At 70.9% G+C, this 24,861-nt stretch carries 24 protein-coding genes; 12 read left to right on the forward strand and 12 right to left on the reverse strand.

What is annotated here, in order from left to right; genetic code table 11:
• Positions 1-90: 90 nt before the first annotated feature.
• From AB0J58_RS28500 to AB0J58_RS28510, 3 genes are all read left to right on the forward strand, one after another.
• On the forward strand, positions 91-990 hold the full coding sequence (locus tag AB0J58_RS28500; RefSeq protein ID WP_364221160.1) for an extracellular solute-binding protein: 900 nt from the start codon (positions 91-93) through the stop codon (positions 988-990).
• A gap of 121 nt (positions 991-1,111) precedes the next feature.
• The gene (locus AB0J58_RS28505; protein WP_364221163.1) at positions 1,112-1,987 is read left to right on the forward strand and encodes an ABC transporter permease; all 876 of its coding nucleotides are present in this window, start codon (positions 1,112-1,114) and stop codon (positions 1,985-1,987) included.
• Positions 1,984-2,793, forward strand: coding sequence for an ABC transporter permease (locus tag AB0J58_RS28510; RefSeq protein WP_343968691.1), 810 nt, complete (start codon positions 1,984-1,986; stop codon positions 2,791-2,793). Before AB0J58_RS28505 ends, AB0J58_RS28510 begins: the two co-directional genes overlap by 4 nt.
• 11 nt (positions 2,794-2,804) lie before the next feature.
• Here the strand turns inward: AB0J58_RS28510 and ppk2 are convergent, their stop codons facing one another.
• Entirely contained in the window at positions 2,805-3,752 is a 948-nt protein-coding gene (ppk2, locus tag AB0J58_RS28515) for a polyphosphate kinase 2 (RefSeq protein WP_364149566.1), read from the reverse strand.
• Between the two features lie 334 nt (positions 3,753-4,086).
• On the opposite strand from ppk2, the gene AB0J58_RS28520 reads away from it, so the two are divergent.
• The 4 genes from AB0J58_RS28520 to AB0J58_RS28535 are packed head-to-tail and all read left to right on the forward strand — an operon-like array spanning position 4,087 to position 7,412.
• A complete protein-coding gene (locus AB0J58_RS28520) occupies positions 4,087-5,094 on the forward strand; it encodes an amino acid ABC transporter permease (protein ID WP_364221166.1) in 1,008 nt (335 codons plus the stop codon).
• Positions 5,091-5,855 carry an amino acid ABC transporter ATP-binding protein gene (locus tag AB0J58_RS28525; RefSeq protein ID WP_364221169.1) on the forward strand — a complete coding sequence of 255 codons (765 nt, stop codon included), beginning with the start codon at positions 5,091-5,093 and terminating at the stop codon, positions 5,853-5,855. Before AB0J58_RS28520 ends, AB0J58_RS28525 begins: the two co-directional genes overlap by 4 nt.
• Positions 5,856-5,874: 19 nt before the next feature.
• Positions 5,875-6,873 carry an ABC transporter substrate-binding protein gene (locus AB0J58_RS28530; RefSeq protein ID WP_364221171.1) on the forward strand — a complete coding sequence of 333 codons (999 nt, stop codon included), beginning with the start codon at positions 5,875-5,877 and terminating at the stop codon, positions 6,871-6,873.
• Positions 6,870-7,412, forward strand: coding sequence for a GNAT family N-acetyltransferase (locus AB0J58_RS28535; protein ID WP_364221174.1), 543 nt, complete (start codon positions 6,870-6,872; stop codon positions 7,410-7,412). Before AB0J58_RS28530 ends, AB0J58_RS28535 begins: the two co-directional genes overlap by 4 nt.
• 124 nt (positions 7,413-7,536) lie before the next feature.
• Here AB0J58_RS28535 and AB0J58_RS28540 read toward each other — a convergent pair whose 3' ends face one another.
• Positions 7,537-9,276, reverse strand: coding sequence for an ABC transporter ATP-binding protein (locus AB0J58_RS28540; protein ID WP_364221274.1), 1,740 nt, complete (start codon positions 9,274-9,276; stop codon positions 7,537-7,539).
• A gap of 29 nt (positions 9,277-9,305) precedes the next feature.
• Complete coding sequence (locus AB0J58_RS28545) at positions 9,306-11,105, reverse strand: ABC transporter ATP-binding protein (protein ID WP_364221277.1); 1,800 nt, start codon at positions 11,103-11,105, stop codon at positions 9,306-9,308.
• 168 nt (positions 11,106-11,273) lie between these two features.
• Here AB0J58_RS28545 and AB0J58_RS28550 point away from each other — a divergent pair, with 168 nt between their 5' ends.
• Positions 11,274-11,906, forward strand: coding sequence for a TIGR03085 family metal-binding protein (locus AB0J58_RS28550; protein ID WP_364221177.1), 633 nt, complete (start codon positions 11,274-11,276; stop codon positions 11,904-11,906).
• A gap of 52 nt (positions 11,907-11,958) precedes the next feature.
• On the opposite strand, the gene AB0J58_RS28555 is transcribed toward AB0J58_RS28550, so the two are convergent.
• Genes AB0J58_RS28555 through AB0J58_RS28570 form a run of 4 tightly spaced genes read right to left on the reverse strand, consistent with a single transcriptional unit; the run spans position 11,959 to position 15,888 of the window.
• Positions 11,959-12,750 (reverse strand): DUF1295 domain-containing protein, encoded by a 792-nt coding sequence (locus AB0J58_RS28555; RefSeq protein ID WP_364221180.1) that lies wholly within the window; start codon positions 12,748-12,750, stop codon positions 11,959-11,961.
• Positions 12,750-13,967, reverse strand: coding sequence for a cyclopropane-fatty-acyl-phospholipid synthase family protein (locus tag AB0J58_RS28560; protein WP_364221183.1), 1,218 nt, complete (start codon positions 13,965-13,967; stop codon positions 12,750-12,752). The genes AB0J58_RS28555 and AB0J58_RS28560 overlap by 1 nt, the downstream gene beginning before the upstream one ends.
• Positions 13,964-14,650 (reverse strand): DUF1365 domain-containing protein, encoded by a 687-nt coding sequence (locus AB0J58_RS28565; RefSeq protein ID WP_364221186.1) that lies wholly within the window; start codon positions 14,648-14,650, stop codon positions 13,964-13,966. The genes AB0J58_RS28560 and AB0J58_RS28565 overlap by 4 nt, the downstream gene beginning before the upstream one ends.
• On the reverse strand, positions 14,647-15,888 hold the full coding sequence (locus AB0J58_RS28570; RefSeq protein ID WP_364221188.1) for an FAD-dependent oxidoreductase: 1,242 nt from the start codon (positions 15,886-15,888) through the stop codon (positions 14,647-14,649). The genes AB0J58_RS28565 and AB0J58_RS28570 overlap by 4 nt, the downstream gene beginning before the upstream one ends.
• A gap of 711 nt (positions 15,889-16,599) precedes the next feature.
• Between AB0J58_RS28570 and AB0J58_RS28575 the strand changes: the two genes are divergently transcribed.
• The 3 genes from AB0J58_RS28575 to AB0J58_RS28585 all read left to right on the forward strand — a co-directional run bounded on the left by AB0J58_RS28575 (position 16,600) and on the right by AB0J58_RS28585 (position 19,121).
• Positions 16,600-16,761 (forward strand): hypothetical protein, encoded by a 162-nt coding sequence (locus AB0J58_RS28575; protein ID WP_169750203.1) that lies wholly within the window; start codon positions 16,600-16,602, stop codon positions 16,759-16,761.
• A gap of 314 nt (positions 16,762-17,075) precedes the next feature.
• Positions 17,076-17,621, forward strand: coding sequence for a hypothetical protein (locus AB0J58_RS28580; protein ID WP_364221191.1), 546 nt, complete (start codon positions 17,076-17,078; stop codon positions 17,619-17,621).
• Between the two features lie 93 nt (positions 17,622-17,714).
• Positions 17,715-19,121, forward strand: a complete 1,407-nt coding sequence (locus AB0J58_RS28585) for a glutamine synthetase family protein (RefSeq protein ID WP_364221194.1) — start codon at positions 17,715-17,717, stop codon at positions 19,119-19,121.
• A 178-nt stretch (positions 19,122-19,299) separates the two neighbouring features.
• Here the strand turns inward: AB0J58_RS28585 and AB0J58_RS28590 are convergent, their stop codons facing one another.
• Positions 19,300-19,842, reverse strand: coding sequence for a Uma2 family endonuclease (locus AB0J58_RS28590; protein ID WP_364221197.1), 543 nt, complete (start codon positions 19,840-19,842; stop codon positions 19,300-19,302).
• 273 nt (positions 19,843-20,115) lie between these two features.
• Positions 20,116-20,331, reverse strand: a complete 216-nt coding sequence (locus AB0J58_RS28595) for a hypothetical protein (protein ID WP_364221199.1) — start codon at positions 20,329-20,331, stop codon at positions 20,116-20,118.
• Positions 20,332-20,362: 31 nt separating this feature from the next.
• Here AB0J58_RS28595 and AB0J58_RS28600 point away from each other — a divergent pair, with 31 nt between their 5' ends.
• A complete protein-coding gene (locus AB0J58_RS28600; protein WP_364221202.1) occupies positions 20,363-20,506 on the forward strand; it encodes a hypothetical protein in 144 nt (47 codons plus the stop codon).
• A 462-nt stretch (positions 20,507-20,968) separates the two neighbouring features.
• Here AB0J58_RS28600 and AB0J58_RS28605 read toward each other — a convergent pair whose 3' ends face one another.
• The 3 genes from AB0J58_RS28605 to AB0J58_RS28615 all read right to left on the reverse strand — a co-directional run bounded on the left by AB0J58_RS28605 (position 20,969) and on the right by AB0J58_RS28615 (position 24,751).
• Positions 20,969-21,436 carry a (2Fe-2S)-binding protein gene (locus AB0J58_RS28605; RefSeq protein WP_364221205.1) on the reverse strand — a complete coding sequence of 156 codons (468 nt, stop codon included), beginning with the start codon at positions 21,434-21,436 and terminating at the stop codon, positions 20,969-20,971.
• Positions 21,433-22,386, reverse strand: a complete 954-nt coding sequence (locus AB0J58_RS28610; RefSeq protein WP_364221208.1) for an FAD binding domain-containing protein — start codon at positions 22,384-22,386, stop codon at positions 21,433-21,435. Before AB0J58_RS28610 ends, AB0J58_RS28605 begins: the two co-directional genes overlap by 4 nt.
• 64 nt (positions 22,387-22,450) lie before the next feature.
• Positions 22,451-24,751: a xanthine dehydrogenase family protein molybdopterin-binding subunit gene (locus AB0J58_RS28615; protein WP_364221211.1), complete on the reverse strand. Its 2,301-nt coding sequence runs from the start codon at positions 24,749-24,751 to the stop codon at positions 22,451-22,453.
• Positions 24,752-24,861: the final 110 nt, after the last annotated feature.

Consider the following 24,861-nt stretch of genomic DNA (forward strand, 5'->3'; position numbering starts at 1 on the left):
TCGGTACGGCGGAACGCCTGCCCCTGCCCTGCTCCGCAGGAGTCCGAATCCTCCCCCGCCTGAAGGCGGGGGTCTCCACGGAGGTATCTGATGAAGACCGGCGAGTACGACGCGGTCTCCGCCTCGGGGGACGCCTCACTGCGGCTGATCGCCGGCGGGACCGTCGCCCCGGTCAACACCGCCCTGATCCCGAACTACGCCGACGTCTTCGCCGGCCTGAAGGACAAGGCGTGGAACTCGGCCGGCGGGGCCGCCTACGGCGTGCCGCACGGACGCGGGGCCAACCTGCTCATGTGGCGCACCGACCAGGTCAAGCCCGCACCCGACTCCTGGGGCGCGGTGTTCGACCCCGCCTCACCGTACGCGGGGAAGATCACCGCCTACGACTCCCCGATCTACATCGCGGACGCGGCGCTGTACCTGATGGCGACCAGGCCCGAACTCGGTATCAAGAACCCGTACTCCCTGGACGAGGGGCAGTTCCAGGCCTCGGTCGATCTGCTCAAGCAGCAGAGGAAGATCATCGGCGAGTACTGGTCCGACTACACCAAGGAGGTCCAGGCCTTCAAGAGCGGTGACTCCGTGCTGGGCACCACCTGGCAGGTCATCGCCAATGTGGCCCTGGCCGACAAGGCGCCGGTCGAGGTGACGCTGCCCAAGGAGGGGGCCACCGGCTGGTCGGACACCTGGATGGTCGCCGCCGCCGCCAAGAACCCGAACTGCGCCTACAGGTGGCTCGACTGGATCATCTCGCCCCAGGCCAACGCCCAGGTCGCCGAGTATTTCGGGGAGGCGCCCTCGAACGCGAAGTCCTGCGAGCTGACCGCCGACCCGAAGCACTGCGAGACCTTCCACGCGACCGACGAGGACTACTACTCGAAGGTCTGGTACTGGACCACCCCCATCGCCCAGTGCCTGGACGGGCGCACCGACGTCACCTGCAAGGACTACTCCGAGTGGACCAGGGCCTGGACCGAGATCAAGGGCTGAGCCCGGCCGGAACCACCCGTGCGGTGGGCACCCGGGTGCCCGCCGCGCCCGCCCCGCGAGAAGGGCCGGAAACCCGCCTCGCCCGGGGAGAGAACCGACATTGACCGGGAAGGAGCCGACGTTGAACACCGCGGCACCGGCGAGACCCACACCGCCCCGCACCCCTCGACGCAGGCTCGCGGCCTTCCTGCACCGGCACGCGGGTGTGCGGCTCTCACTGCTGCTGTCGGCCCCCGCGCTCTGGCTCGGCCTCGCCTATCTCGGCGCGCTGGCCTCCCTGTTCGTGACGGCCTTCTGGAGCACCGACACCTTCACCGGCGACCTGGTCAGGGTGCCGACCTGGAGGAACTTCCAGGACCTGCTCACCGCGGACGTCTACCGCACGATCGCGCTGCGCTCGGTGGGCGTGGCGGTCGCGGTGACGCTGATCGACCTGCTGATCGCGTTCCCGATGGCGTTCGCGATGGCCAAGCTGGCCTCGCCGCGCGCCCAGCGCTGGCTGGTGATCGCCGTGCTCACCCCGCTCTGGGCCTCCTACCTGGTCAAGGCGTACGCCTGGCGGGTGATGCTCGGCTCCGAGGGCCTTCTCGGCTGGGGGTACGGGCTGACCGCCACCGTCCTCACCCTGTCCTACCTGTGGCTGCCGTACATGATCCTGCCGATCTACGCCGGGCTGGAGCGGCTGCCGGACTCGCTGCTGGAGGCCGCCGGAGACCTCGGGGCGCGTGGCCGGCGGACGTTTCGCACCGTGGTGTGGCCGCTCGCCCTCCCCGCCGTGATCGCGGGCTCGGTCTTCACGTTCTCGCTGTCGCTCGGCGACTACATCACCGTGAAGATCGTGGGCGGCACCTCGCAGCTGATCGGCAACGTCGTCTACGACAACATCGGCGCGGCCAACAACCTCCCCTTCGCCGCCGCGGTCGCCACCGTCCCCGTGATGATCATGCTGATCTACCTCGCCGCGGTCCGCCGCACCGGTGCCCTGGAGAACCTGTGAACCTGTCCCGTACGGCGCGCACGGCGCTGTGGGCCATGCTGGCCGCCGGGCTCGGCGTCGTCTACGTTCCGCTGCTGATCGTGATGCTCAACTCCTTCAACACCGACCGGACGTTCGCCTGGCCGCCCAGCGGGTTCACCGTGCGCTGGTGGGAGGCGGCGTGGAACTCCACCGGCGTGCGTGACGCGCTGTGGACCTCGGTCCAGGCGGGGGCGGGCGCCACGGTGATCGCCCTGGTGCTCGGCACGATGGTGGCCTTCGCGATCCAGCGCTACGACTTCTTCGGCAAGAACGCGGTCTCGCTGCTGGTCCTGCTGCCCATCGCGCTGCCCGGCATCGTCACCGGCATCGCGCTCAACAACGCCTTCCGCGCGGTGCTGAGCCCGTTCGGGGTGAGTCTGGGGCTGTTCACGGTGATCGTCGGGCACGCCACCTTCTGTGTGGTGACCGTCTACAACAACGTGCTGGCCAGGCTGCGGCGGACCGGCACCTCCCTGGAGGAGGCCTCGGCCGATCTGGGTGCCGACACCTTCACCACGTTCCGGCTGGTCACCTTCCCGATGATGCGCTCGGCACTGCTCGCGGGCGGGCTGCTGGCCTTCGCCCTGTCCTTCGACGAGATCATCGTTACCACGTTCACCGCCGGGGCCGGGGTCAGGACCCTGCCTCTGTGGATCTTCGAGAACCTGTTCCGCCCCAACCAGGCGCCCGTGGTCAACGTGGTCGCCGCGGCTCTCATCGTCGCCTCGGTCGTCCCGATCTATCTCGCCCAGCGCCTGTCTGGCGGTGACGCGGGAGTCCGCTGAGCGGGGGCGGCTCAGCGGGCGCGGTCGTCGTCGAGCACGTCGGCGGCGTGCACGACGATCCTGGGGTCGGGGGTGCCGACGACCTCGTGGTCCTTGTTCTCGTACTCGAAAAGGCTCAGCACATGGCGCATGGCCTCGACCCTGGCCCGCTTCTTGTCATTGCTCTTGATCACCGTCCACGGGGCCTCCTCGGTGTCGGTGTGGACGAACATGTCCTCCTTGGCGGCGGTGTACTCCTCCCACTTGTCCAGCGACTTCAGGTCCATCGGCGACAGCTTCCACTGCCGTATCGGATCGACCTGGCGGATGACGAACCGGGTGCGCTGCTCGGAACGTGAGACCGAGAACCAGAATTTCACCAGGTGGATGCCGTCGCGGACGAGCATCCGCTCGAACTCGGGCGTCTGTTCCAGGAACTCCAGGTACTCCCCGGGAGTGCAGAAGCCCATCACCCGCTCGACCCCGGCGCGGTTGTACCAGGAACGGTCGAAGAAGACCATCTCTCCGGCGGACGGCAGGTGGTAGACGTAGCGCTGGAAGTACCACTGGGTGCTCTCGCGCTCGCTCGGCTTCTCCAGCGCCACCACGCTCGCCCCGCGGGGGTTGAGGTGCTCCATGAACCGCTTGATCGTGCCGCCCTTGCCCGCCGCGTCACGCCCCTCGAAGAGGACGACCAGGCGCCCCCCGGTGTCCTTGATCCAGTACTGGAGCTTGAGCATCTCGATCTGGAGCAGCCGCTTGAGCCGGTCGTACTCGGTCCGGTTCATCCGTTCCCCATAGGGATACTTCTCCCGCCAGGTGTCGACGGGGGTGCCGTCCAGGCGGATCAGGATGGGGTCGTCGTCGTCATCGTCGTCGACCCGCAGGCTGGACAGGTCGTCGAGCAGGCCGCCGCGGGCCAGTGCCGAACGGAGGTCCAGAACGGGAAACCGCCCTTCTGCGGGCTCCGCCTCCACCATTGTTCCCTTCCCCTCGGGCGGACACGGGATCCGCCCCCGTCCTGCCCTCTACCTCGCTTTGAGCAGGCTAATCATCGGCGGGTGGCCCGGTTCGCACCGATCCCGTACGGCGTCGCATAAAACCTACTAAACCAGTAGGTCTTGACGGGATTGTGGACGCGTGCTGAAGTGATGTCATGCGCCCAGAGCTCCGGCCGACGGTCCGCGGGCACATCGGCCCGCGCCCCCTCCGCCTTTCCTCGTGTCACCGCTGACCCGCTGACGATTCGCCGGCGACGCGCCCCCTCGCGCCCGCCCCCTCCTCCTGGACGGACCAGCCAGAAAGGCCTCGACCATGCCCGTCGAATTCTCGGACACCGACGGCGGTGACACACGTGGAGCATCCGCGAAGGCACCGCCCCCGGCCCTCCGGGTGCGCACCCATCGCGGCTACGGGGGAAACCGGGTGCCGCTCGTCGCCGCGCCCGCCCGGACCGCCACACTCCCGGCGGGCGGCACGGCGGACACGGAGGCCGGCGGGCCTCCGCCGAGAGTGGTCACCACCCGTCATCCCTGGCGGTGGGTGGCGGCCGCGGGCATCGCGGTGCTGCTGGCCATGGCGGCCAGCGCGCTGATCACCAATCCGGCCTGGGAGTGGGAGGTGGTCGGGGAGTACCTGTTCGCCCCCTCCGTGCTGCGGGCCGTCGTCTTCACCCTGGAGCTGACCGCGCTGGGGATCGTCTTCGGCTTCCTGCTCGGCACCGTCCTGGCGCTCATGCGGCTGTCGGGGAACCCGCTGCTCGGCTCGGTCGCCTGGGGCTACATCGCCCTGTTCAGGTCGGTCCCGCTGATCCTGCAGCTGCTGTTCTGGTACAACCTGGCGCTGCTGTATCCGAGGATCTCCTTCGGTGTGCCGTTCGGCCCGGCGTTCTTCGACATCGGCACGATGGACCTGATCGGCCCGGTCACCGCCGCCGCGCTCGGCCTCGCCCTGCACCAGGCCGCCTACGCCGCGGAGATCGTCCGGGCGGGGCTGCTCTCGGTGGACCGCGGCCAGCGCGAGGCCGCCGCCGCGCTGGGCATCCCCAGGACCAGGCAGCTGTTCCGGATCGTCCTGCCGCAGGCCATGCGGTCGATCGTGCCGACCGCGGGCAACGAGATCATCGGCCTGGTCAAGGGCACCTCGGTCGTCTACATCATGGCCCTGCCCGAGCTCTTCTACCAGGTCCAGGTGATCTACAACCGCAACGGCCGGGTCATCGCCCTGCTGCTGGTCGCGACCATCTGGTACCTCGTCATGACCTCGGTGATGTCCGTCGCGCAACACTACGTCGAGCGGTACTACGGCAGGGGCCGCGGATGAGCGCCGCGATGGTCGAACTGCGGGGCGTGCACAAGAGCTTCGGCCCCCTCGAAGTACTGCGCGGGGTGGACCTGCGGGTCGCCCCCGGCGAGGTCGCGGTGATCCTGGGTCCCTCGGGGTCGGGCAAGTCGACGCTGCTGCGCACCGTCAACCACCTGGAGAAGGTGGACAGCGGGTCGATCAGCGTCGACGGCGAGCTGGTCGGCTACCGCAGGGTCGGCGACCGGCTGTACGAGCTGCCCGAGCGTGAGGTCCTCCGGCAGCGGACCAAGATCGGCTTTGTCTTCCAGAACTTCAACCTCTTCCCGCACCTGACCGTGCACCAGAACGTCACCGAGGCGCCCCTGTCTGCCCAGCGCAGGCCGAAGGCGGAGGTGAACGCGCTGGCGACCCGGCTGCTGGAGCGCGTCGGGCTCGCCGACAAGGCCCGCGCCTACCCCGGCCGGCTCTCCGGCGGCCAGCAGCAGCGGGTGGCCATCGCCCGTGCCCTGGCCCTGGAGCCCAAGGTCATCCTCTTCGACGAGCCGACGTCCGCGCTGGATCCCGAACTCGTCGGTGAGGTGCTCGACGCGGTGCGGGACCTCGCCGGGAGCGGCACCACCATGATCGTCGTCACCCACGAGATCGGCTTCGCCCGCGAGGTCGCCGACACGGTGGTCTTCATGGACGAGGGCCGGATCGTCGAGCAGGGTCCCCCCGCCGAGGTGCTGGACGCCCCCCGGCACGAGCGCACCCGCCTATTCCTCAGCAAAGTTCTCTGAAACCCGAACAAGGACCGACATGTCGTTCATATCGAGGCTCGCCCCCGCCGCCGTCGCCCTGCCTCTCCTCCTCGCCGCCGCCTGCGGCACCACCGACCCCTCCGCCGGCGCCACGGACCGGGCCGAGGTCCCGGTCGCCGCCGCCCCGTCCGGAACCGGCGGCGTCAGGATCAACACATCGCCGGAACAGCACCGGATCCGCGCCGACATGGTGGACGCGATCGCCGCCAAGGTCCCTGAGGCGATCCGGTCCAGGGGTGAGCTCACCGTGGGCTTCAACGGCGAGGGCGCGCCGCCCCTGGTGTCCCTGGCCGACGACGACACCACCCTGATCGGCGTCGAGACCGATCTCGCCTATCTGATCGCCGACGTGCTGGGCCTGAAGGTGAAGGAGGAGAACACCTCCTGGGAGAACCTGTTCCTGGCCGTCAAGTCCGGCAGGTACGACGCGGTGCTCAACAACGTCACGGTGACCGAGGAGCGCAAGGACATCTACGACTTCGCCACCTACCGGGTGGACCAGCTCGCCTGGCAGGTGGGCACCTCCAGCCCGATCACCAGGATCGATAAGCCCGCCGACATCGCCGGTCTGAACGTGTCCGTCGGGTCGGGCACCAACCAGGAGAAGATCCTGCTGGAGTGGGACGCGCAGAACCAGAAGGCCGGGCTCGAGGCCGCGCGGATCCAGTACTACCAGAAGTACGGCGACGTCCTGCTCGCCCTGAAATCCGGGCGCATCCAGGCCTACCTGGGCCCGAACCCGCCCATCGCCTACCAGGTCGCCGTCGGCGGCGACAGTAGGATCGTCGGGACGCTCTCGGGCGGCGGGTCGGTCGAGGGCCTGATCGCGGTCATGACCCTGAAGGGCAACGGCCTGGTCCAGCCGATCAACGAGGCGATCAACACGCTGATCGAGAACGGCAGGTACATCGAGGTGCTCAAGCGCTGGGGCCTGGAGAACGAGGCGCTGTCCAGGTCACTGATCAACCCGCCCGGCCTGCCGAGGCAGCCCAAATGACCGTCGACTCCTCAAGGCTCGCCCCCGGCGCCGGCCACGTCCCTCCCGTCGCGCCGGGCGAGGGCATCGAGACGCACCACGTGGCGGTCCGCGACCCGCGGGTCAGGCCGCTCCTTGAGGACCTGCACGCCGAGTACAACAGCCGGTACGGTCCCAACGAGGAGATCAACCGCTACCCCGACGAGCGGTTCACCCCGGAGCGAGGGGGTGCGTTCCTCATCCTCACCGAGGGCGGGCAGACCGTCGCCGGGGGCGCGTTCTTCCGTCGCGACGAGGAGACCGCCGAGCTCAAGCGGATCTGGACCCATCCGGGCCACCGGCGCCGCGGCCTGGGCATCGCCGTCGTCCGGGAGCTGGAGCGGGAGGCCGCGCGGCAGGGCTACCGCCGGATCCACCTGACCACCGGTCCCCGTCAGCCCGAGGCCGCCGGGCTGTATCTCGCGACCGGATACACCCCGCTCTACGACCAGGACGCCGACCCCGAGACGATCGGCCCCCACCCCTTCGAGAAGACCATCCGGGAGGCGCGGACCGGCTGACCGCGCCACCGCCCGCCGGCCGTTCCGGCGCACACCTCCCCGGCGCTCGGCTCGCAGGCCGGAAAGGGCCGGAAAAGCGGTGGATCGCGGACTACCGGTTCCCGACGGCCCCCGTCCCGGTTTCCTAGGAACGGGCCGAGGAGACCCAGGAGGCGTGCAGGTCGGCGTAGACGCCCGGCTGCCGTACCAGTTCGGTGTGCGGGCCGCGCTGCACGATCCGGCCCCGGTCGAAGACGAACACCTCGTCGGCCGCCTCGGCGGTGGAGAGCCGGTGGGCGATGGAGACGGCGGTGCGGCCCCGGGTGACGCCCTCCAGGGCGCGGGCCAGCCGTACCTCCGTCGCCGGGTCCACCGCGGAGGTGGCCTCGTCCAGCAGCAGCAGGTCGGGGTCGGCCAGGTAGGCGCGGGCCAGCGCGACGAGCTGGCGCTCGCCGGCCGACAGTGACTCGCCGCGCTGGCCCACCCTGGTCGACAGGTCGGCGGGCAGCCCCTCCAGCCAGTCGGCGAGCCCCAGCTCGGTCATGGCCAGCCGGATCTCCTCCTCGGTCGCCGAGGGGCGGCCGAAGGCGATGTTCTCGGCCAGGGTGCCGTCGAACAGGAACCCGTCCTGCGGGACCATGACGATGCGCCGGCGCAGCGAGGAGAACCTCACGGTCCGCAGGTCGTGGCCGTCCACCGTGATCCGTCCCGAGACCGGGTCCATCAGGCGGGTGAGCAGCTTGGCGAAGGTGGTCTTGCCCGAACCGGTCTCCCCCACCACCGCGATCCGCGAGCGTGGCGGGATGTCCGCCGAGACCTCGTGCAGCACCGGCGCCCCGCCGGGATAGGCGAACCCGACGTTCTCGAAGGAGACCGAGATGGGACCGCGCGGCAGCTCGACCCCCTCCGGTCCCGGGTCGGCGACGTCGGGCGGGGTGTCGAGCACGCCGAGGATGCGCCGCCAACCGGCGATGGCGTTCTGCGCCTCGTTGAGCACCTCGGTGGCGATCTGCATCGGCGAGACGAACAGCGTGATGAGGAACAGGAAGGCGACCAGGCGCCCCACGGTGATCTCGCCGGCCAGGCCGAGCCGCACCCCGACCAGCACCACGGCGGCCAGGGCCACCGAGGCGACGATCTCGGTCAGCGGGAACACCGTCGCGACGATCCGCTGGGTGCGGGCCTGCGCCGCCTTGTTGGCGTCGATCGCGACGTCGAGCCTTTCCGCGGTACGGGCCTCGGAGCCGTGGGCCCTGATCACCGCGGCGCCGACCACCGACTCGCTGACCGCCGAGAGCATGTCGCCGGTGCGCTCACGGACCCGGGTGTAGGCGCCCGACAGCCACCGCTGGAAGCGCGGCAGGACGACCATGAGCGGCAGGAAGCAGGCCCACACGGTCAGGGTGAGCTGCCAGGAGTAGACGAACATCAGCACGGTGGCGACCAGGAGCTGCCCCAGGGCGATGATGATCATCAACCCGCCCCACTGCATGAACGTGCTGATCTGGTCGACGTCGCCGGTGACCCGGGAGACGAGGGCGCCGCGCCGCTCGGAGTTCTGGGTGAGCACCGACAGGTCGTGCACGTGCCGGAAGCCGCGCACCCTGAGCGTGGCCAGGGAGGACTCGGTGGCCCGGTAGAGGCGGACGTTCATCAGGTACGCGCACAGCGCGGTGAGCACCACGGCGGCGGCGCACCACAGCACCGCGGTGCGTACGTAGGCCAGGTCGGGGGCCGCTCCGCCGAGCCCGGTGTCGATGGTCTGCTGCACCGCGATCGGTACGATGATCTTGCCGACCGTGGCCACCACGGCCAGCGCGAGCGTCCCGGCCAGCCCCTTGCGGAACTCCGGCGTGAGCGAGAGCCCATGCCTGACGGTGGCCATCCCGGAACGCTCGACCCCCTGAAACGAGCTCAAGCGCTGACCTCTTCCTCTTGCTCGGCGTCGAGCGCCTCGCGCTCGGCCTCCTGACGTTCGTAGGCGGTGACCAGGTTGCGGTAGCCCTCGCAGCGGGCGAGCAGCTCCGCGTGGCCGCCCTGGTCGACGACCCGGCCGTGCTCCAGGTAGACGACCTCGTCGGCCAGGGCGATGGTGGCCATCCGGTAGGCGATGACGACCACCGTGGAGACCTGGGCCGCGCCCCTCAGCCCGTACAGGATCCTGGCCTCGACCTGCGGGTCGACGCTGGAGGTGGCGTCGTCCAGAACGAGCAGCCGGGGACGGCGCACCAGCGCGCGGGCCAGCGCGATCCGCTGGCGCTGGCCACCGGAGAGGCTGGTGCCGCGCTCGCCGACCTGGGTGTCCAGCCCCGAGGGAAGGGCGCTGACGAACCCCTCGGCCTGGGCCAGGCGCAGTGCCGCCCAGACGTCCTCGTCGCCGACCGGCCGGCCGAGGGTGACGTTGCCCCGTACGGTGTCGTCGAACAGGAACGTCTGCTGCGGCACCAACGCCACCGCGTCGCTGACCCCGCCCCTGGTGACCTTGCGCAGGTCCGTGCCGTCCACCAGGACGTTGCCCCGCGCCGGATCGACCAGGCGGACGAACATCTGGGCCAGCGTGGACTTGCCGGACCCGGTGGGGCCGACCAGGGCGAGGGTGCGGCCGGGGCCGACCTCCAGGCTCACGTCGTGCAGGACGGGGAAGTCACCTTCACCCTCACCGCCGCCGTAGGCGTAGCCGAGGCCGCGGACCTCCAGCCTGGCGGGGGCGGTGCCGGCCAGCTCGGCGGCGCCGTGCTCCATGGAGCCGGTCGCGTCGAGCACCGCCCGGATCCGCTGGTAGCCGACGACGGCCCGGGGCAGCTCGGCGAGCACCCAGCCCAGCGCGCGGATCGGGAAGGCCAGCAGGGTGAACAGGTAGGCGACCTGGACGAGCACGCCGGAGCCGATCGCGCCGCTCTCCAGCCGCATCGCGCCGATCAGCAGCACGGCGAGCACGCCCAGGGTGGGCAGCGCCTCGAGCACCGGGTCGAACAGGCCGCGGACCCGGCCGACGGCGATGTTGGCGTCGCGCAGCTCATCGGCCTTGGCCAGGAACCTGGCGGTCTCCTCGTCCTCGCGGCCGAGGGTCTTGACGACCAGGGCTCCGTCGAAGCTCTCGTGGGCGATCTCGCTGACCTCCGCGCGCAACTGCTGGGCGCGGGTGGCCAGCGGGTTGAGCCTGCGCTGGTAGATCAGGTTGAGCACGGCGATGGCGGGAAAGACCAGGAAACCGACGAGAGCGAGGATCGGGTCGGTGATCACCATTGCGACGGCCGCGGTGACCAGCATCACCACGACGCCGACCGCCATCGGCAGCGGCGCGAGCGGCGCCCACGCGGCCTCGACGTCGGCGCCGGCGTTCGACAGCAGCTGCCCGGTCGGGTGCCGGTGGTGCCAGGCCAGCGGGAGCCTCAGGTACTGGCGGGTGACGTCCCGGCGGGAGCGGGCCTGCATCCGGTACTGCATGACCCCGGCGAAATACCGCCGTCCCGCCACGCCCAGCGCCTTGAGCAGGGAGACCCCGAGGATGAGGAGCGCGCCGACGGCCAGCGCGCCGGTCGTGATCCGCCCGTTCTCGAAGGCGGGCAGCACGACGTGGTCGGTCGCCCAGCCGAGCGCCCACGCCGCGGCGACGGTCATCAGGCCGTACAGGGCGCTGGACAGCACCGCGGCAGCGAAGATCGACTTCTCTGTCCGGATCGCCACTCCGAGGACACCGAGCCCCTGTCGCATGACCGCGCCTGTCACCTTGCTCGCCACGCGGGAGGTGTCCTTTCGACGGGAAACGTTGCTACCTGAATCCCAATCACTCTGGATCACCCGGTTATTCCCGAACCACCTCCGGCAAGATCGCACCCACACCTCTGGTTGCTCGCACAACGACCTTGTTAGGATCACCGAATGAATCACGCCCGCGCCGAACGCGCCGCGCTCAGCGACCTGTTCGCCCGGCTCGGCCCGGATGCCCCCACGCTCTGCGAGGGCTGGACCACCTTCGACCTCGCCGCCCACCTCGTGCTGCGCGAGCGCCGCCCCGACGCGCTCGGCGGCATCCTCCTCAAGCCGCTGGCCGGATACACCGACAGGGTGCAGGAGTCGTTGAAGACCAGGAAGGGCTACCCGGGCCTCGTCGAGCTCGTGCGCTCGGGGCCGTCCGGGCTCTACCGCCTTCCCGGCCTCGACCAGACCGTCAACACGGCGGAGCTCTTCATCCACCACGAGGACGTACGGCGCGCGCAGCGGGTCTGGGAGCCGCGCGAGCTGCCCGCCGACCTTGAGGAGAGGTTCTGGAAGCAGATCCGCGCCGGCATCCGGGTGTTCCTCCGCCGCTCCCCCGTCCGGGTGGTCCTGCACCGCATCGGCGGAGGCGTCGCCATCGGCGGCCCCAGGGACGCCCCGCAGCAGGTCGAGGTGACCGGCCGGGCCGGGGAGCTGCTGCTGTTCTGCTTCGGCCGCCAGGCCCACGCCAAGGTCGACGTCAGCGGCGGCGACGAGGCGGTCGCCAGGCTGATGGACGCCCCCCTGGGCGTCTGAGCCGGACCGGCGGCGGCACGAGGCCGCCGCCTCCCGGGCCGTACGGGCCCGATCAGCCCACGTTCCGGCGCGGGGCCTTCGGCGGGAGCGGGAAGAAGCCGCTGGTGCGGCGGACGTAGTCGGCGTAGCCCGGACGAGAGCGCGACAGCTGACCCTCCAGCAGCGGCTTGCCGGTCTTGGCCACCAGGAAGTACGTCATGAGCACCGGGGAGAGCACCGTCAGGACACCGGGCCACTGGTCGGCGGCGATGAGGAACAGCCCCCACCACACGCAGGCGTCGCCGAAGTAGTTGGGGTGGCGGGTGTAGCGCCACAGCCCGGTGTCCAGCACCTTGCCCCTGCTGCCCGGATCCGCGCGGAAGCGGGCGAGCTGCTGATCGCCGACCGCCTCGAAGACGAACCCCACCAGCCAGACGACCGTCCCCGCCCAGGCGACCGGGCCCGGCGGCTCGGTGCCGAGCATGGCCACCTGGACCGGAAGCGAGACGAACAGCAGGCTGGCGCCCTGGATGAGGTAGACCACGCGAACCGCGTACCAGGTCCGGCTGCCGGGCGCGCGGGCGAGCATCCGCTCGTAGCGGGGGTCCTCTCCCTCACCGACGTTGCGCCGCCCGATGTGCACCGCCAGCCGGACCCCCCAGATCACGGTGAGCGCCAGCGCCAGCAGCCGCCGCAGCGGATCCCCTTCGGACAGCAGGTACGACACCAGGGCCACGAGCGCGAACCCGAGCCCCCAGGCCACGTCGATCACCGAGTGCCGGCCCACCCGCAGCGCCACGGCCAGGGTCAGCGCCAGCAGCACCGCGACGGCGGCGGCGGAGGCCGCCAGGGACCACCAGAACATCACGATCTCCTTCCGAGGGTAAACTGCCAGACATCCAGGTAGCGCGACCGGAAACCCGCCTCCGAGTAGGCGAGGTAGAGCGTCCACATCCGGTGGAAGACCTCGTCGAAGCCGAGCGCGCCGATGGCGTGGACGCGCTCCAGGTAGCGCTCGCGCCAGAGCCGCAGCGTCTCGGCGTAGTCCTCGCGCAACGAGAGGCGGTCCAGCACGCGCAGGTTCCCGAGGTTCTCCTCGACCGCCCGCACCGAGGGCAGCATGCCGCCGGGGAAGATGTACTTCTGCACCCAGGTGTGGGTGTCGAGGGTGGCCAGCATCCGGTCGTGCGGCATGGTGATCGCCTGGATCGCGATCCGGCCGCCGGGAGCCAGCAGCTCCTCCAGCGTGCGGAAGTAGACGGGCCAGTAGCGGGCGCCGACCGCCTCGATCATCTCGACGCTGACGATCGCGTCGTAGCTCCCGTCCACCTCGCGGTAGTCGGCCGGCAGGATCTCCACCCGGTCCGACAGCCCCGCCTCCGCGATCCGCGCGCCGGCCAGCGCCCGCTGCTGCTGCGAGAGCGTGACGGTGGTGACGGCCGCGCCACGCGAGGCGGCGCGCAGCGCGAGCTCGCCCCAGCCGGTGCCGATCTCCAGCAGCCGGGTGCCGGCACCGACCCGCGCCTGGTCGAGCAATCTGTCGATCTTGGCCCGCTGGGCGCCGGCGAGCGTCTCCCAGGACGCGGGCCCGTCGAACAGGGCGGCCGAGTAGGTCATCGTCCCGTCCAGGAACTCGGCGAACAGTTCGTTGGACAGGTCGTAGTGGCGACGCACGTTACGCCGGGCGTCCCGCTCCGCGCCGCGCTGGTCGCCGGGCATCCGGCGCACGGCCAGCCGCCGCAGCCGCTGCAGCGCGGGCGGCACCAGCGTGGTCAGCCGCTCGGCCAGCACGGTGAGCACCCCGGGCAGGTCGTCGGCCTCCCAGTCGCCCGCCATGTACGCCTCGCCGAAGCCGATCAGTCCCGAGGCGCCGACCCTGCGGTGGAAGTCCTCGGGGCGGCGCAGGCGCATCACCGGGCCGCCGGCGCCGAGCCGCTCGCCACCGGGCAGCTCGACGGTCAGGGGCAGCCGCCGTACGGCGCGCCGGAAGAGCAGCCGGGCGATCGCGCCGCGCGATCGCGAGCTGGGAACCGTGCGGACGTCTGGCCAGAACACGGGGGCGTGTCCGGTCGTCGCGGTCATCTGGACCCTCCCGGGGGAATTGTTTCGAGGCCGCGCAGGTACAGGGAGATGCCCTGGCGGCGGATCCTGGCGCTGCCCGCCAGGGGGGCCATCGGGTATCTGGCGGCCAGCCGGTAGAGCCAGGCCGCGGTCGCCGGGCGGCGGCGCCCGCGCAACCCCGCCACGAAGGGCGGCTGCCCCTCGCGGTGCAGCACGACGCTGAGCGCGAGCCGCTCACCGGGCTCGGGCAGGCTGAGCCGGTAGTGGCCGTCCACGCCGTTGAACGGCGAGACGCGGAACTCCTTGGCCACCTCGCTCTCGCCGGGGCGCAGCAGGTAGCGGTGACGCCCGCCGTAGGTGTTGTGCACCTCGGCGACCACGACGACGCCGTCGGCGGTGTCGCACCAGTAGACGGTCAGCGGGTTGAACACGTGGCCGAGCACCCGGGCGTGGGCGAGCATCCTGATCCGGCCCGCGACGATCCCGCACGCGGCCAGGAAGACCTCGACGTTCTCCCTGATGCTCAGCGCGGGGTCGCCGGCGTGGTCGCGCGCGTGGAACGCGGCCAGCGGGCGGTTGCGCGGCAGCCGGTCCAGGTCCACCAGCCACATGTAGGAGCGGTAGCCGAAGGCGTTGCGCACCGGCGCCGAGCGGACGTGAGTGATAACGCACTCGTACAGCGCGGCCTCGGCCGGCGCGCTCACCAGCGCGCCCCGAGCGCCTCGGCCGCGCGCACACCCGAACGGCAGCCGTCCTCGTGAAAACCCCAGCCGTGGTAGGCGCCCGCGTAGGCGACCACCCCGTCGTCGAGGCCGGGCAGCCGCTCCTGGGCGGCGACCGACTCGGGGGTGTGGACCGGATGCTCGTAGACCATCCTGGCGATCACCCGCTCGTCGGGGATCTCGGTGCCCAGGCTCACCAGGTGCGCCTCGGGCGCGCCCAGCCGTTGCAGCCGGTTCATGTCGTAGGTGACCCGCACCCCGTCCGCACCCGCCGCGCACGAGTCCATCCGGTAGTTCCACGAGGCCCGCGCGCGCCGCGCGCCGGGCAGCACCGAGGCGTCGGTGTGCAGGGTCGCCGGGTTGCGGGAATAGGCGAACGCGCCCAGGACGTCGTGCTCGCCGGGGGTGGGGTCGGCCAGCAGGCGCAGCGCCTGGTCGGGGTGGGTGGCGACGACCGCCGCGTCGAAGCGGTGTACGGCGCCGTCGGCCTGGAACTCGACTCCCGCACCGGTGCGGCGCAGTGCCCGTACCGGAGTGGAGGTGTGCACGGCGGTGAGGGACTTGGCTATCCGCTCGACGTACTCGCGCGAGCCCCCGGTGACCGTACGCCACTTCGGGGAGCCCGAGACGCTGAGCATGCCGTGGTTGGCCAGGAAGGCGAACAGGTAGCGCGCCGGGTAGCGCCCGACGACGGACGGGGGGCACGACCAGACCGCCGACACCAGCGGGGTCACGAAGTGGGCGACGAGGTAGGGGGAGAAACCCGCGACGAACTCTCCCAGCGTGCGGTCGTCGCCGCGCTCCAGCGCCGCGCGGGCCAGCCGGTGGAAGCGCGGCACCTCGGCGAGCATCCTCAGGTAGGCGGGGCGGGCCAGGCTGGAGGCGGTGGCGAACAGGCCGGACGCCTTCCTGCCGCCCGCGTACTCCAGGCCGCAGCCCCCGCACGAGACCGACATGCTCATGTCGGACGGCTGGGTCCGCACGCCCAGCTCGGCGAAGAGCCGGGTGAGGTGGGGATAGGTCCGCTCGTTGTGCACGATGAACCCGCTGTCCACCGCCAGCGTGCGACCGTCGCCCGACGGCACGTCGTGGGTGTGGGCGTGCCCGCCGATCCGCTCGTCGGCCTCGAACAGCGTGACGTCGTCGCTCCGCTGCAGCACGTACGCCGCGGTCAGCCCGGCCACCCCGCTGCCCACGACGGCGATCCTGCGCCTTTCCATCAATGTCCTCTCGTGGCAGGGCAGATCAGACCGTCAGTCGGAGCGGCCCCGCGGGCGGCCCACCGGAAGGCCGGGGGGCCGCCCGGTGGGCGGCACGCGTGCCCGCCGAGCGCCCGACCGGCATCGCGGGCGCGCCGGGCCGCTCGACGGTCTCGCGCGGGTCCGCCACCGGCGAGACCTCCTCGCCGTTCCGGCCACGCGTCCGGAACCTCGGCCGTGAGACCACGACGTCGTGTCCGCGCACGGCCCGGTACACGGCCCGGCACGCGGCCTGTTCGAAGGGGATCGGCCGCCGCGGGCCGACGGCTGCGAGCACGCCCGCCGTGCAGGGTGAGCACCGCGCGGACAAATTGGGTCATAGGGGGCCCCTCGGGTCGGTTCGCCCCTTTATTCGGAGCCCCGGGGCGCCCGGATGCCACCGGCCACCAAGTCCCCTTGGTTTTTCGGCAGAGGTTCCCGCGCACCGGTATCCGCGATCCCGCCGCCCGCCCCTAGCCCTACCGGTATACCTGGCTGTGAGGATTGGACAGGAGAGCCTCAGCCACCGCACGATGGCTGGTGTGACCTATGCCAAACTCGCGACCAGACCATGGTTTGCCCCTGTGGGACGGGTATGATCATCAAAATCCGGGAGCCACCCGGGCCGCAGATGCCAAAGATCGATAAAATTCGGGTATATACGGCTGGGATTGGAACTGCCAGGAGGCCCCCATGCAGGTCAAGAAGGTCCTCACCTACCTCGGGGTAGCGTTCGTGGTCTTCTATCTGTTCACCAAGCCCGCCGAGGCGGCGGGCGCGGTCAACGGAGTCTTCGACGGGATCGTGAGGGGAGCAGACCAGTTGGCTCTGTTCGTGACACGAGTACTTAGCTGACCGACCGGCGGGGACCCCCGCCCCGAACCATGTCATCCGCGCTCCCGACCGATCCACGGGGGAGCGCCACACTCCCCGACACCGGACCGCCGCACCGTCTGCTTCGCCGATCCCGAGAGCACGTCACGAGGATCGCCGCAGGCCGCCACCCCCTACCCGTGAGCCCTCCGACGAAACCCCGTCCGCCGCCCAGAGCCGCGCGGCGAACGCCCTGACCCGATCATGGACGACCACGGGAAACATCACGGCACTCCCTTGATGATCTTTCCGGCACCTTGAAGGGAAGGTCCGTTTCTCGTACGGGGAGATCGTTCATGCGGGGCACGCGGGGTTTCTCCCTGGTCGGGTCGCTCATCGCCGGAGCCGTCACGTTCGGCCTACCGGCGATCTCACAGGTCGCCTTCGCGACCCCCGTATCGGTCTGGGCACCGTCCCCCGCCCCGTCACCGGCCTCCACCCCGGTGTCCGGCTCCCATGACCCGGCAACGGCGGGAACGGCGGCCGGCGCCGCTCCCCCGCCGCCCTCCGCCCACCCGTTCCTCGGCCACTTCGGAGCCCCCGTCGACCGGCCGCTGAGGGGCAGGATCACCCTGGCCGACCCGACCGGCGCGAGGCTCGCCTTCAGGGTGGCCGACCCCACCCTGCTGCCCGCCGGGATCACGATCGACGCCGACGGCCTGCTCGGCGGCGCCTCCCGGGTGCCCGGCATCTGGACGGTCCCGGTCGAGGCGTGCACTCCCTCCGGCGCCTGCGCCGGAGGCGCGGTGACGATCACCATCACCTGCCGCTGCGCCCGCCCGCTCCCCCCTGCCGACCCCGCGACGCCGAACGCCCGGCAGTGGCGCGTTTCCACCACATGACAACAGGTCAAAGAGTGCTGGAACCCCCCGAACCGATCCAGCGGAAACACCGGGGTGCTTCCACTCCTCCCGGGGACGTGTTAGGCAGAAAGCGTGGGAGATCATCGCGACGCCGGCGGAGCCGACACGCTCGACGCCCCGACACGGCGCGTCGTCGAACGCATCATCGAACGCGTCGACACCGACGGCATCAAACTGATCCGCTTCCTGTACGCCGACCACGGCGGCGTGATCAGAGGCAAGGCCACCTCCCGCGCCATGCTGGCCGAACGGCTCCGTACCGGCATCGGGCACACCGTCGCGATGATGGCGATGAACATGCTCGACGAACTCCAGGACGTCAAGGGTCTCGGCCCGGTCGGCGAGGTCCGCCTCGTCCCGGACCCGACCACCTTCGTCCAACTGCCCTACGCCCCCGGCTCGGCCGCCATGCTGTCGGACCTGCGCCAGGTCGACGGCTCCCCCTGGCCCGCCTGCCCGCGCACCTTCCTGCGCGAGGCCGTGGCCGCCCTGGCCGGCGAGGACCGTGTCCTCGTCGCCGCCTTCGAACCCGAGTTCACCCTCGGCCGCCGCGAGCCCGACCCCGGCGGCGGCCTGGACCGCCTGATCCCCGCCGACGACAGCCTCTGCTACTCGACGACCGGCTTCAACCAGGCCCACGACTATGCGACGACTTTGATCCACGCCCTGGAGAGCCAGGGCCTGCGGATCGAGCACTACCACCCGGAACTGGGCCACGGCCAGCAGGAGCTGTCGATCCGCCACGCCTCCGCCCTGCACGCCGCCGACAACCACCTGATCTACCGCGAGACCGTCAGGGGCGTCGCCACCCGCATGTCGATGTGGGCCTCCCTCGCCCCCAAACCCCTCGCCGACCAGGCGGGCAACGGCACCCATCTGCACCTGTCCCTCTGGGACCCCGCCCTGCGCACCAACGTCTTCGCCGACCCCTCCGACCGGTACGGCCTGTCGATCACGGCCTACCACTTCATCGGCGGCCTGATCGCCCACCTGCCCGCGCTCACCGCACTGACCTGTGGCTCGGTGAACAGCTTCCGGCGTCTCACCCCGAGGGCGTGGTCGAGCGCGTACGCCTGCTACGGAATGGACAACCGGGAGGCCGCGGTGCGCATCTGCTCCCCCACCGGTCAGGACGCCGCGGCGTCCACCAACCTGGAGCTGAAACCCTCCGACTCCTCGGCCAACCCCTACCTGTCGCTCGGCGCCGTCATCCACGCAGGCCTGGACGGCATCCGCCGCCAACTCGACCCCGGTGCCCCCGTCAACGTCGACCCCGCCACCCTCCCCGCCGGCCGGGTCCCCCGCCTTCCGGCCAGTCTGGAGGAGGCCCTGGACGCCCTGGAGGCCGACGACGTCCTCATGCGCGCTCTCGGCCCGCTGCGCGCCTCCGCCTACCTCGCCGTCAAACGCTCCGAGGCCCGCTCCTTCGCCGCCCACGACGCCGCCTACGAACTGTTCCACCACTTCCGCGTCTTCTGACCGGACACCGAACCCCCCGAACCGTTCCAGCGGGCAGCACCGAGTGACCTCGACGGCAGGGCCGGGCAGGTTGCCGGCGTGGCGGGTGACAAACGGCCGGCACCGCCTAGGGGAGCCGGCTACGCCGACAGCCGGTGAGACACCGCGGCGCGAGCACCTTCAGGCGAGACCGCCCCCGTTACATGGCGGCCGGATACCCCCGCGTGTCAATCGTCAGCAGCACCGGCTCCGGCAGCGTGAACGGCTTGCCGAAGGAGCTCACACTCTCGCGGGTGTAGCGGTTGCCGTCGGGCTCACTGAACACCCTGATGGTCTCGCACTTACGATCGATGATCACGTAGACGGGAATCCTCATCGAGGCGTACGCCTCCGGCTTGTCGCCGTAGTCCTCGGAACGGGTGTTCTTCGACACCACCTCGACGACCGCCGCCACGATCTCCTTCCGAACCGGATTCTCGTCATCACTGAGGCTCCCAGCCGGAATGATCACGATGTCAGGCTGCGGCCCCCGGTAGTCGCCGGGGGTCCCGACCCTCATGTCGGGCAGAGCCCACCACGCGTCGGAGGGAATCTGCCGAATCGTCTCGCTGACGATCAGGTTGTGAAAGGCGGATGTGGACGCCTGCATCACGATCTTCCCGGCGTACCACTCGACCTTGTACCCGTCGCGCTCCGCCGCCAACGCGAGGAGCTCGCTGAACGTCCTCGAATCATCCGACATCTCAGCTCCTCGCTTCGCCCCCATCCAATGATGCCAGCGAACGAGATGCGACACCGCATCGCACGAATCATCTTCAGGCCGTGCTGATCACGGCTACCGCAGCCGCCCACGAAGCTCAGGCGAACCGGGGACTTTTCAGTCCGTCTCCCGTCCTTCGTCGGTGGGAGGCCCGTGAAAGCCCCCGGATTCCAGCGCCCGTGATCGGCTGGATCCCGTCCCAGGAGACGTGGGTACGAAAGACATCACCGCGAGGTCGGCCGGAACCTGAAGCCGTCAGACCGGGAAGATCTCGGCCCAGACCGCGTGGCCTGTTATCTGGGTGCCGCGGAGGCCGACCTTGGAGGCCGGGGCCGTAACGACGGCCAGGCCCCGGCCGTGCTCGGCGAACGGGTCGGCATCCCGGCGTGGGCCGAACCTGGGGGTGGCGCCCCGGCCCCGGTCGTAGACGGTGGCCCTTCTGGCCCATCTACACGGCCTGCTGGCAGACATGGCGCTCCACCGGAGGAAACCCACCGTCGCGATGGATCACAGTTTCGCCGCCGAAGGGTGGGCCAAGAAGAGCGGCGACACCGCCCAGATTGTCATAGGCCACAGCTCCACCAGGCTCGTCGACTCCATCCGGCAGACCCGCGCCCACCTCCGCCCCCTCTCCATCACCCCCTGAGACGACCCCGTACAGAACGAGACGTCGAACCCGTACAGCAAGCAGAGAGCCCAGCCCTGAGCTCCTTTCCGCAGCGGCGCTTCAGCTACGGCGATCAACCCTCGAACCAGCCCGTACGGAGGCTTCAGCACCAAAGCGCATTCTGTGCCCCCGGAAACGGAGCAACTACGGCCGACACCGCAGTACGGCCGGAAACAAGTGCGCGGAGGCGGGCCGGTGGTCCGGGCGGCTTATAAAAAAGCGCAACCCCAAGCGCCCGAGCAGGCCGAAGGCCTGAAAACCAGACCCCCACCACGACGGCCGCCCGGACCACCGGCCCGCCGCAGCGCGAACCAAGCACTAAAAAGGACCAAGCAGCGAAAAAGAACCATCAACGCCGTGAGAACCACAAACCTCCACACCGGCGAACGCACCGCCCGGCCCCGTTCCCCTGACCATCGCCCCCGGAACCCTCGCCTGAGACTACGGCCGCCCCGCGGCACGCATGATCGCCCGGCGGATGGGCTCGTACCCGGTGCACCGGCACAGGTTGGAGGTGAGCAGCTCCCGCAGCCGCTCCGGGTCGTCGGCGATCGCGGGGTCGGACTCCAGCGCGGCGACGGCGAGCATGAGGAACCCCGGCGTGCAGAAACCGCACTGCAGCGCGTGCTCGGCGGAGAACGCCCGCTGGAGCGGATGCGGCTCACCGTCGCGACCCGCCAACCCCTCCACGGTACGCACCGAACACCCGTCGCACTGCACGGCCAGCAGCAGGCAGGAACGGACCGCACGGCCGTCGACCACGACCGTGCACGAACCACAGACTCCCTGCTCGCAGCCTAGGTGCGTGCCGGTCAGCCCGCAGTCCTCACGCAACACGTCACCGAGAGCGCGCCGGGGCTCCACGTCCAGGCGGTGCACCCGGCCGTTCACCGTGAGCGTGATGTTCATCGCCACTCCCCAGCGGATCCGTCATGTCCGGCGTGCGCCTGCCGATCCGAGGCCGCCTGACACAGGGCACGGCCGACGAGGACGGCGACGACCTGCCGCTGGTATTCGACGTCGGCGTAGGGCTGAGCACAGGGGTCGGCGTCACCCTCGGCGGCGATCCGGGCGGCGTGACCGAACGGATGACCGTCGGAAAGAGCCGAACCGAAGATCACCGGGTCGGAGAAGGACGAACCGATCTCGGCACCGATCAACGACAGCTCGGCGACCTGCGCTCGTACCGGCCTGTCCGCGGCGTTGGCGAGTCCGATGAACGCCTGGGTGATCACTCCGTCGAGCACGGTCAGGGCCACCGCGACCGCGACCTGGGCGAAGCCGGCGCGCGTCCGCCGGTGCTCGACGAACGCGACCCCGACGGTGTCGTCGAGCAGCGGCAGCCGGACAGACGTGATCATCTCCTGCGGCCGGCACTCGGTCCGGTGGGGACCGTGGAAGTAGTCATGAGCCGCGACCGTCCGCGTTCCCGCGCGCCCGCGCAACTCGATGTCGGCGTCCAGGCCGACGGCGACGGCGCCCCATTCGGCGGCGGGATGTGCCCAGGCCAGGCTGCCCGCCATGGTGCCCAGAGCACGGATCGGCGGGTGCGCGATGTTGACGACGGTGCGCGAGAGCAGCCTGCCGAGCGGACCGGGCGCCACCCGGGGCGACTCGAAGGCACGGTGGCGGACCAGGGCCCCGACCTGCAACCCGCCGTCCTCCACCCGCAGCTGATCGAGGCCCTGGACCCGGTTGATGTCCACCACCAACTCCGGGAGACAGCGCCGGCAGCGCATCTCCAGGATCAGGCTCTGCCCGCCGGCGAGTATCCGCGCCCGCTCCCCGGCCTCGGCGAGCGCGCCCACCGCCTCGCCCACGGTCCCCGGCACGATGTAGTCGAAAGCGGCGGGCTTCACAACCCCTCCCCCACCGTCGGACCCGCGCCGGTCCCCGACACGATGCGGTCGACAGCGGCGGGCCTCACAGCCCCTCCCCCACCGTCGACCCCGCCTCGGAGCCGACCGCTGAAGCGCGGGCCGCTCGCCACACCGCGTCCGGGGTGAGCGGCATCCGCAGCAGGTCAGGATCGGTGACCCCCAACGCGTCGGCGACCGCGTTGACGATGGCCGCGGGAGTGCCGATGCACCCCGACTCTCCGGCCCCCTTGGCTCCCAGCGGCGTCCACGGCGTCGGAGTGCTGGTCTCCCGCACCTCCACCGGCGGCATCTCGGTGAACGTCGGCAGCAGGTAGTCCAGCAGGCCGTATGGCAGCAGCGGCACCCCGGCCTCGTCGTAGGGCACCCCCTCGTACAGCGCCTGCCCGATCCCCTGCGCGATCGACCCCCTGGCCTGCCCCTCGACCGCCGCCGGATTGAGCATCACCCCGCAGTCGTCCACCGCTACCAGCCGGAGCACCCGTACGGTGCCCAGCCCCGGGTCGACCTCGACGACGGCGGCGTGGGTGCCGAACGGAAACGCCATACCCGACTCGAACCGCTCGTCCACCCGCAACGACCCGGTGACCCGCACCAGCTCGCCGAGGTCCAGCGCGACCGCGTCGTCCGCGCGGGAACTCAGCGTGCCGCCGGACCAGGCCACCTCCCCGACCGGCAGTCGCCACAGCCGCGCGGCCCGTTCCCGCGCCAGGCCGATCAGCGCGGTGGCCGCGCGATGCAGGGCCGGGCCGCCCACCTGTGCCGAGCGGCTGGCGTACGAGCCGACCCCGTCGGCCAGTTCGTCGGTGTCTCCTTCCGCGAACCGGACCCGCGAGGAGTCCAGGCCGAGGGTGGCGGCCACCAGCGAGGAGAAGGTCGTCTGGTGGCTCTGCCCGCTGGAGGCGGTACCGCACCTGGCGATCACCGTGCCGTCCGGGCACGCCTCGACGCCGCCGAACTCGTGCAGGCCGCCCTCCTCGCCCCCGGATCGTTCGACGTAGCAGGAGAGCCCGATGCCCAGGGGCAGGGCGGTCACAGAGGCCCGGCGCCGAACCCGCTCGGCCCGCCACCCGTCGTAGTCGAGGGTCTTCAGCGCCAGATCCAGCGCCCCGGCGTAGTTCCCGCTGTCGTAGCGCCTGCCGGTGGGCGTCTCGTACGGGAAACGCTCGGGTGGGATGAAGTTGCGTCGCCGTAGTTCCGCCGGGTCCATGCCCAGCCGATCGGCCAGCACGTCCATCGACCTCTCCAGCGCGAACGCCGCCTCCGGCCGCCCGGCGCCGCGGTAGGGGTAGGTCGGCATGGTGGTGGTCAGCACCGAACGAACCGTGGCGTGCACCAGGGGCGTGGCGTAGGCGCCGGTGGCCATCCGGGCGGTCTGCATCGGCAGCCCCGCCCCGATGTGCGGATAGGCCCCCACGTCGGCGTCGATCCTCAGCTCGTACGCGAGCAGCAGCCCCTCGGCGTCGGCGGCCAGCCGGACCCGCTGGTCCTGCCCCCGGCCCCGGGTGGCGGCCAGCAGCGACTCGGCGCGGTCCTCGATCCACCGGATCGGCGCCCCCTGCGTCAACGCCAGAAAGGCGACCGTGAGGTACTCGGGAAAGGTGGCGCTCTTCGACCCGAACGCACCGCCGCTGTCGGGCGTCACCACCCTGATCCGCTCGACGGGCAGGTCCAGCGCCTCGGCCAGCTCCCGCCGGAGCCGGTACGGTGCCTGGTGGGAGCACCACACGGTCAGCCGGTCCTTCTCGGGGACCGCGAGGAAGGCCCGGCACTCCATCGGCGACGGCAGCAGCAGCTGCTGGCGGTAACGCGCCTCCACCACGACCGCCGCCCGTCCCCAGACGGCCTCGTCGATCGGCACACCGACCGACCGTTCCAGCACCACGTTGTCCAGGCCCTCGAACAACGGAACAGAGCCGTCCAGGGCCTCGGCCACCGACACCGCGGGCGGAAGCGGGTCCGTCCGCACGACGATCTCGGCCACCCCGTCCTCGGCCCGGTAACGGTCCTCCCCGACCACCACCGCGACCGCCTCACCCGCGTACCGCACCCGGTCGACAGCCAGCGACGGCCAAACCCGCCCCGCCACCACCTCCGCCGAGGACATCCCCGCGAGAGCCGTCAGGGGAACCGGCGGCAACCCCGGAAGATCGGCCGCCGCCCAGGCCCCCCGCACCCCGGGAACCCGACGAGCCGGAGCACAGTCCACCCCGCACAACCGGCCGTGAGCCACAGAACTTCGTACGAACGCCGCGTCCAGGCACCCCGGCACCGCGATGTCGGCGACGTAGCGGCCATGACCGGTGAGCAGCCGCGCGTCTTCCCGCCTAGCCCAGCCATGTGCCACGACGTCCTCCGCCCCCCGGATTCAGCCCAGCAATTCTAACTCACATAACGCCACAAAACTTATATATTACCTTGAATCAAGGCCAGTGGAATCCGAGCTGCAGTACAAAT

It is taken from the genome of Streptosporangium sp. NPDC049644 (assembly GCF_040675205.1).
Lineage (GTDB): Bacteria > Actinomycetota > Actinomycetes > Streptosporangiales > Streptosporangiaceae > Streptosporangium > Streptosporangium fukuiense.

Excerpts from the sequence above, each read along its gene's own strand:
- AB0J58_RS28580 (WP_364221191.1), top strand. The coding sequence starts at position 17,076 with ATGCGGGGCACGCGGGGTTTCTCCCTGGTCGGGTCGCTCATCGCCGGA.
- AB0J58_RS28575 (WP_169750203.1), top strand. The coding sequence starts at position 16,600 with ATGCAGGTCAAGAAGGTCCTCACCTACCTCGGGGTAGCGTTCGTGGTC.
- AB0J58_RS28595 (WP_364221199.1), bottom strand. The coding sequence starts at position 20,331 with ATGTCTGCCAGCAGGCCGTGTAGATGGGCCAGAAGGGCCACCGTCTAC.
- AB0J58_RS28600 (WP_364221202.1), top strand. The coding sequence starts at position 20,363 with ATGGATCACAGTTTCGCCGCCGAAGGGTGGGCCAAGAAGAGCGGCGAC.
- AB0J58_RS28605 (WP_364221205.1), bottom strand. The coding sequence starts at position 21,436 with ATGAACATCACGCTCACGGTGAACGGCCGGGTGCACCGCCTGGACGTG.
- AB0J58_RS28540 (WP_364221274.1), bottom strand. The coding sequence starts at position 9,276 with ATGGCCACCGTCAGGCATGGGCTCTCGCTCACGCCGGAGTTCCGCAAG.
- AB0J58_RS28545 (WP_364221277.1), bottom strand. The coding sequence starts at position 11,105 with ATGCGACAGGGGCTCGGTGTCCTCGGAGTGGCGATCCGGACAGAGAAG.
- AB0J58_RS28530 (WP_364221171.1), top strand. The coding sequence starts at position 5,875 with ATGTCGTTCATATCGAGGCTCGCCCCCGCCGCCGTCGCCCTGCCTCTC.
- AB0J58_RS28555 (WP_364221180.1), bottom strand. The coding sequence starts at position 12,750 with ATGTTCTGGTGGTCCCTGGCGGCCTCCGCCGCCGCCGTCGCGGTGCTG.
- AB0J58_RS28535 (WP_364221174.1), top strand. The coding sequence starts at position 6,870 with ATGACCGTCGACTCCTCAAGGCTCGCCCCCGGCGCCGGCCACGTCCCT.
- ppk2 (WP_364149566.1), bottom strand. The coding sequence starts at position 3,752 with ATGGTGGAGGCGGAGCCCGCAGAAGGGCGGTTTCCCGTTCTGGACCTC.
- AB0J58_RS28550 (WP_364221177.1), top strand. The coding sequence starts at position 11,274 with ATGAATCACGCCCGCGCCGAACGCGCCGCGCTCAGCGACCTGTTCGCC.
- AB0J58_RS28520 (WP_364221166.1), top strand. The coding sequence starts at position 4,087 with ATGCCCGTCGAATTCTCGGACACCGACGGCGGTGACACACGTGGAGCA.
- AB0J58_RS28500 (WP_364221160.1), top strand. The coding sequence starts at position 91 with ATGAAGACCGGCGAGTACGACGCGGTCTCCGCCTCGGGGGACGCCTCA.
- AB0J58_RS28525 (WP_364221169.1), top strand. The coding sequence starts at position 5,091 with ATGAGCGCCGCGATGGTCGAACTGCGGGGCGTGCACAAGAGCTTCGGC.
- AB0J58_RS28560 (WP_364221183.1), bottom strand. The coding sequence starts at position 13,967 with ATGACCGCGACGACCGGACACGCCCCCGTGTTCTGGCCAGACGTCCGC.
- AB0J58_RS28590 (WP_364221197.1), bottom strand. The coding sequence starts at position 19,842 with ATGTCGGATGATTCGAGGACGTTCAGCGAGCTCCTCGCGTTGGCGGCG.
- AB0J58_RS28570 (WP_364221188.1), bottom strand. The coding sequence starts at position 15,888 with ATGGAAAGGCGCAGGATCGCCGTCGTGGGCAGCGGGGTGGCCGGGCTG.